The sequence below is a fragment of the Syntrophomonas sp. UBA5494 genome (assembly GCF_002426325.1).
In genome coordinates this window covers 24,872-31,600 of sequence record NZ_DIPG01000125.1, presented here as the reverse complement: position 1 = coordinate 31,600, position 6,729 = coordinate 24,872, and the positions used below count along the sequence as shown (strand labels likewise).

Here is a 6,729-nt window from a genome sequence, read left to right as displayed (position 1 = left end):
GTGGAATTGTTGGCTAAACGTTTTTGCCAATCTTTATTCAGAATTTCTTTATTCTTGTTGATAGAATCAATATCATATGCCAAAGCCAGGGTCACCACATCGGCTTCCAATCCGTCCAACACCGCCCTGGCCTGGCTGCCTGATCCTCCATGTGACTGTTCGATGGTTACATCCTGCCCGGTTTTTTCTTTCCAATATTTTGCAAAGTCAGCGTTGAACTCCTGGTACAGCTCACGGGTAGGATCATAGGAAACGTTTAGCAGGGTGACTGCCGGGGGATTCGTATTCGTCTCCGTTTTTTGGCCAGATGTCTTCTGAGAGCAACCTGCTACGGGAATAAGCAGCAACAATACCAGCAGCAAGACCAGTCCATTTTTATAAACCAACTTCCGTTTTTGGGGTTTCATCATATTAAGCCCTCCTTAATAGATAAGTATTCAGATATAATTAGTGGGTATTAAAAGAAAAAAATTTTCCTTTTTGAACAAAAGTTGTTTTTAAGTTTAAATGAAAAATAATCGCCCAAAAAGCTAGCGCTACTTAGGTTTTCCTGTAAGGCCTTTTTATTGGGATCACCTCCAATTTAAATAAAATCTTACTTTTATTATATGTTTACTATGCTATAATGAGTTTACTGGTTTATCAACCCTATGTCAACAAACTTCTTCCCATAATGGCAAAAAACTTATTGTCAAAATAAATAAAAGTATTTAAACTGATAATTGTTACATGGAAGGCAGGGAAAAAGGGATGGAAGATATCCGCAAGGTGTTTGGAAGCCTCACCCAGGACGCCAAAAAAATATTTAATCTTATTCATAAGAATGGTCCTCGGGCCAAGAACGAACTCCTGCTTCTTACCAATATGAAACTCAGTACCTTGAATCGGGTGATGGAGCCTTTGGAAAAGCGAGGTTTAATCATTCAGTCCAGCACAGGGCAGTCCACAGGGGGCAGAAAGCCGGCCCTGTATGATGTAAATGCCAGTCAGGGCTATTTGGCAGGGGTGGACATTTCCAGAACCTATACCCAGGTGATCATAACCGATTTAAAGATGGAAATTCTCTATAAGCAGCAGTTTACGATGGATGCATCCTATACCCCCGAGAAAACGCTGGAGATGGTCAGGGGGATTATTCAAAACGGCTTGCAGCAGATAAAGGCTCCAGGAAGCCAAATGCTGGGGGTTGGGGTAGGCACTGTGGGCCCCATGGACAGAGAAAAGGGAATTATAAACAACCCCGTCAACTTTGCGGCTCCGGGATGGCACGATGTACATGTGAAAGATATGCTGCAGGATAAAATTCAGTGTCCGGTGTTTATAGACAACGGGGCCAATACCGCAGTACTGGCGGAAATGCTGTTCGGCCAGGGCAGAAACCACTCCAATCTGGTCTATATTCATTGCGGAGTAGGGATCAGAACCGGGACCATTTCTTCCCGAACTATTATTCGGACCGTCAATGATGCGGAAGACGCATTCGGCCATATGGTTATTGATGTAGATGGAGAGCCTTGCGCCTGTGGAAATTATGGCTGTATAGAATGCTATTCTTCGATAGGGGCCATAAGCAGAAAATTTATTGCGGAGTTAAAGAAAGGCAGGGCTTCAAAGATTTCAAAATCGATCGATGAGATTAGCTATATAGATATTTGCCAGGCAGCAGAAGAAGGGGATGAACTGGCCAGAGAAATCATTACCGGGTCGGCAGTAGTTTTAGGAACCGGATTGGCGAATTTCATCAATCTTTTAAATCCCGGTCTGGTCATATTAAGCGGGCCCTTGATCAAGAGATCGAAGTTATTTTACCAGAAATGTACGGAAGTGGCGGACAGAAAGTGCTATAAAAGTATTAAAGAGGGGGTTCTTTTCAGCCAGGGCGGAAATTTCGGGGATCATACCATTGCAATAGGGTCAGCGGCTATGGTATTTGAACATTGTATAAATAATAAAAGCGTATATGACACGGACTCACGCGACTCACGCTTATCCTTTGGCGCTTCCGGAAAGCTATGAATTGAGGCTTAAAAAGGGAAGTTTGCCGGATAAAACCTAGTAAATAGATAACTAAACTAAGCAATCTATTGGAGGTCGAGGGTGAAAACGGCTCGACAGGGTTGAAAGGTAGAATTTAGCAGCAAGAGGGTGGAAAGCCATGCAGTTAAAACTAGAGACGCTGGACACGGATATACTCATTATTGGCGGCGGAACCGCCGGCTGTTTTGCGGCCGTTACGATAGCGGAAAACTCAGAATGTACGGTGATTATTGCCGAGAAAGCCAATATCAAACGCAGCGGCTGCCTGGCCGCCGGTGTGAATGCCTTAAATGCCTACATAGTAGAGGGCCAGACGCCGGAGAGCTACCTGGAATATGTAATAAACGATTCCGAAGGCCTGGTTCGGGAAGATCTGGTCTACGGCCTGGCCAGGAACTTAAACCGGGTTGCGCATAAGCTGGAAGGCCTGGGGCTGATTATCCAAAAGGACGAAAACGGGAAGTACGTTTCCCGGGGAAACCGGAACATAAAAATCAACGGGGAAAACATCAAACCGCTGCTGGCTAAAGCGGTTGAAGAAAAGGCGCATGTAAGAGTTTTGAACCGGGTGAACGTCATTGACTACATCGTAAGCAACCGGAAGGTAATCGGGGCTTATGGCTTTTCCCTGGATGATGATATTTTTTACGTGATTCGAGCCCGGGCGGTCATCTGCACTACCGGCGGAGCGGCAGGGTTATACCGGCCCAACAACCCTGGTTTTTCCAGGCACAAGATGTGGTACTGCCCCTTTAACACCGGGGCCGGTTATGCCATGGGGATACGGGCCGGAGCGGAAATGACCACTTTTGAAATGCGCTTCATCGCCTTAAGATGCAAGGACACCATTGCACCCACCGGAACCATAGCTCAGGGCGTCTGGGCGCCGCAGGTAAACTCGCGGGGCGAGGAATATGACCGGAAGTACGGCCCCCCGAAAACCCACATCCGCATCTATTCCACGGTGGAAGAGAATAAAAGGGGAAGCGGTCCCTGCTTTTTAAAGACCGCCGGAATCAACCGGGAAGACGAAGCGGAATTATTTAAGGCCTACCTGAATATGGCTCCGGCCCAGGCCTTGAAGTGGATGGAGAACGGGCGCGGTCCGGCTGAAGAAAACGTGGAAATCGAGGGGACCGAACCTTATATCGTCGGCGGGCACACGGCCAGCGGCTACTGGGTGGATACCGGCAGAGCCACCACCCTGGCCGGCCTGTATGCGGCTGGAGACGTGGCCGGAGGCAGTCCCCAGAAATATGTGACCGGTTGCCTGGCTGAGGGTGAGATTGCCGCCCTATCGGCACTGGAATATATTAAGGAGCAAAGTTTTGAAGAGCTTGAAGAGCTGGAAACCATGCAAAAGCTTGAGAAAGTGAACCGCCGTCTTCATGGCAATCCCGGAATCTTTACGGCGGAAGATATGGAAGAGGCTATGCAAAAGGTGATGGATGAGTATGCCGGAGGCATATCTTCGGGCTATGCCGTAAACTCCAGCAGGCTGGCGCTGGCTGAGAAGTATATCGATGAGCTTCTGGCCGGCAGTGCGGACTTGAGAGCTGCGGATCTCCATGGCCTCATGCATATTTACGAAGTGACCGACCGCCTGTACGTGTGCAAAAGTTTGATCAAACATCTGCAGGCCCGCAAGGAGACGCGGTGGCACAGCTTTCAGGAAAATATTGATTATCCTGGGAAAGACGATGACAACTGGTTGAAATATGTTAACTCCCGCTTTGAGGATGGAGAAATAAAGATCGTATTCAGAGACCTGGTAAAGAGGGATGAAGTCTATGAGCATAAGAGTTGACAGTGAAACTTGCACAGGATGCGGCAAATGCCGGGATGTCTGCCCGGGGAGCCTTCTTTACGAGGCCCCCTCGGGTAAGACCATGAGCCGTTTTCCCAGAGATTGCTGGGGTTGCACGGCCTGCGTCAAGGAATGCGCTTTTGGGGCCATCAAATACTTCCTGGGCGCTGATCTGGGGGGAAGGGGCACCACCCTCCACACCCGTCAGGATGACGAATATATCCATTGGGTTTTTATCAAACCATCGGGTGGAGAGGAAGCAATAACGGTTCGGAAAAAAGAAGCCAACCGCTACTAGGGAGGAAACATGGATCATCTGGATAGATTGGAAGCGCAAAGTATCTATATCTTGCGAGAAGCGTATAAGAAATTCGGCAAATTGGGGATGTTGTGGTCCATCGGAAAGGATTCCACAGTGCTGCTGTGGCTGACCAAAAAAGCCTTTTTCGGCCATTCTCCTTTTCCTTTGATTCATGTGGACACAACCTTGAAGATTCCTGAAATGATTGTGTACCGGGATCAAATGGTCCGGGAATATCATCTTGATTTGATCGTCCACAGCAATAACGAAGCCCTGGAGGCGGGCATGGGGCCTGACCAGGGAAGATTGGAATGCTGCCGGGCCTTAAAAACCGATGCATTGCAGCAGGTGGTAAGCAATTATGAGTTTGAGGGTTTAATATTGGGCATCAGGCGGGATGAAGAGGGCTCCCGGTCCAAAGAGAGGGTTTTCAGCGAACGCAACAAAGACTCGGAATGGGATTATACCAACCAGCCCCCTGAACTCTGGGACCAATTTAAAACTGATTTCCCCAAGGGCAATCATATACGGGTGCATCCCATCCTGCACTGGAATGAAATAGACATCTGGGCTTATATCGAACGCGAAAAGATTCCCCTGGTAGATCTGTATTTTGCGAAAAACGGTAAGCGCTACCGAAGCCTGGGCTGCGCACCTTGCACGGGGAAAATAGATTCCCAGGCCAGCACGGTGGGGGAGATCATCGAGGAGTTAAGAAACACCCAGGTGAGCGAAAGAGCCGGTAGAGCCCAGGACCAGGAAGACGCCTATGCCATGCAAAAGCTGCGCAAGGATGGGTATATGTAAACCGCAGTAGACCAATAAGCCGGGAGAGGTTGATTATGCAAAAGGATAGAGAGATTTTGAAAATCGTGGTGGTAGGGCATGTGGATCATGGTAAATCAACCCTGATTGGCAGGCTGCTTTTTGATACCAAATCCGTCGCCGAAGGCAAGATTGAACGGGTTAAGAAGATATGCCGGGAAAAGGGCAAGCCCTTTGAATATGCTTATTTGCTGGACGCCTTTGAAGAGGAGCAGAAGCAGGGAATCACCATCGACACCACCCAGCTGCAATTTTTCACTGAAAAGAGAGATTATGTGATCATTGATGCGCCCGGGCATAAAGAGTTTTTGAAGAACATGATTTCCGGTGCGGCCAATGCCGAGGCGGCCTTGCTTATTATTGACGCTTGGGAAGGAGTGCAGGAACAGTCTAAAAGACATGGCTATATCCTTTCTCTTTTAGGGATTCAAAAGGTTTATGTGGTGGTCAATAAAATGGATCTGATCGAATACTCCCAGGAGAAATTCCATGAAATCAGGCAGGAAATGAATAAGTTCCTGAACAGCCTGAACGTCTACCCCCTGAAATATATCCCCATTTCCGCCTTTTACGGGGAGAACCTGACCGCAAATTCCAAGCAGATGCCCTGGTACCAGGGCGAGCCTGTCCTGGCCGCAATAGATCTCTTCGAGAAGGATAAGGGTTTAGAGGACAAAGCCCTGCGCTTTCCTGTTCAGGATGTGTATAAATTCGACCAGAGAAGAATTATCGCGGGCCGGATCGAGTCGGGAACGCTTGGGGTCGGAGATGAGATTCTGATATCACCCGGCAATAAGGTAACCAGAGTAAAATCCATCGAGTACTGGGCAAAGAGGGATCAAAGGGACGCTGTTTCGGCTGGCATGTCAGTAGGCATCACGGTTGAAGATGAATTTTTTAATAAAAGAGGGGAGTTCATCAGCCATAAGAACGGGGCGCCTCTGGTATCGGACCTGTTTAAAGCCAATTTGTTCTGGATGGGTAAGACCCCTCTGGTAAAAGGAAAAAGATACAAATTAAAGCTGGTCACCCAGGAACAGGAGTGCGAAATCGTATCCATAAGCAAAGTCATCGACGCCACCACCCTGGATGCGCTTGAAAACGCGGCCCAAATCAAGACCAACGATGTGGCTGAAGTGACCATAAGAAGCAAAGAGCTTATCAGCTTTGACGAGTTTAAAAACCATCCGGGCACCGGAAGGTTTGTGCTGGTTGACGGCTATGATGTCAGCGGCGGGGGAATTGTATCAGGGCTGGTAAAAGAAATTCAGCACGCCACCAGGCTGGCTCAAAACCAAACCATAATGGACGTGCAATGCTTTGACGAATACTATTTTACCCTGGCTGACGGAATCCTGCGTAAATACCCGGGCCGGCCGAATACCTTTGAACCCGGGGACGTGCTGCCGCTTATGGGAGAGAGCTACCATTACCCAGAGGATATAGATGTCATCGATCTGACTGGAAAACTGGCGGCCCGCATCCGCAAAGCGCGGCTGGAAAATATAGTGGGGCTTCATGAGTATAGATCTGATTCCGTTCCACTGATCGATATTCACGGCGCTTATATAAAAGTAAACGATTGGACATCGTTTAATCTTTTCATCAGCGAATACCTGACCGCGGATGAGGGCGAGGCAAAAAAACCAGCAGTCCTGGCCGACAAATGGATGGATTTTATGAAATTCAGAAATATCAGGTTTGAAAATGAACGCAGGATTGCGGAGGTGGATTATTTTATTTAAAGCTTTGCTAAATG

The 6,729-nt window shown here is 48.1% G+C and carries 6 protein-coding genes; 5 read left to right on the top strand and 1 reads right to left on the bottom strand.

Annotation, left to right across the window (positions count from 1 at the left end; genetic code table 11):
* A partial coding sequence (locus B3W37_RS14075; protein ID WP_483176171.1) for an extracellular solute-binding protein occupies nt 1–410 on the bottom strand: 410 nt, incomplete at its 3' end.
* A 319-nt stretch (nt 411–729) separates the two neighbouring features.
* Between B3W37_RS14075 and B3W37_RS14070 the strand changes: the two genes are divergently transcribed.
* The 5 genes from B3W37_RS14070 to B3W37_RS14050 all read left to right on the top strand — a co-directional run bounded on the left by B3W37_RS14070 (nt 730) and on the right by B3W37_RS14050 (nt 6,715).
* Complete coding sequence (locus tag B3W37_RS14070; RefSeq protein ID WP_483176170.1) at nt 730–2,016, top strand: ROK family transcriptional regulator; 1,287 nt, start codon at nt 730–732, stop codon at nt 2,014–2,016.
* 139 nt (nt 2,017–2,155) lie between these two features.
* Nucleotides 2,156–3,844: an adenylyl-sulfate reductase subunit alpha gene (locus tag B3W37_RS14065; RefSeq protein ID WP_483170036.1), complete on the top strand. Its 1,689-nt coding sequence runs from the start codon at nt 2,156–2,158 to the stop codon at nt 3,842–3,844.
* Nucleotides 3,828–4,142 carry a 4Fe-4S dicluster domain-containing protein gene (locus B3W37_RS14060; RefSeq protein ID WP_483170035.1) on the top strand — a complete coding sequence of 105 codons (315 nt, stop codon included), beginning with the start codon at nt 3,828–3,830 and terminating at the stop codon, nt 4,140–4,142. The genes B3W37_RS14065 and B3W37_RS14060 overlap by 17 nt, the downstream gene beginning before the upstream one ends.
* A 9-nt stretch (nt 4,143–4,151) precedes the next feature.
* Entirely contained in the window at nt 4,152–4,952 is an 801-nt protein-coding gene (cysD, locus tag B3W37_RS14055; protein ID WP_483170034.1) for a sulfate adenylyltransferase subunit CysD, read from the top strand.
* A 35-nt stretch (nt 4,953–4,987) separates the two neighbouring features.
* Complete coding sequence (locus B3W37_RS14050; RefSeq protein WP_483170033.1) at nt 4,988–6,715, top strand: sulfate adenylyltransferase subunit 1; 1,728 nt, start codon at nt 4,988–4,990, stop codon at nt 6,713–6,715.
* Nucleotides 6,716–6,729 lie beyond the last annotated feature (14 nt).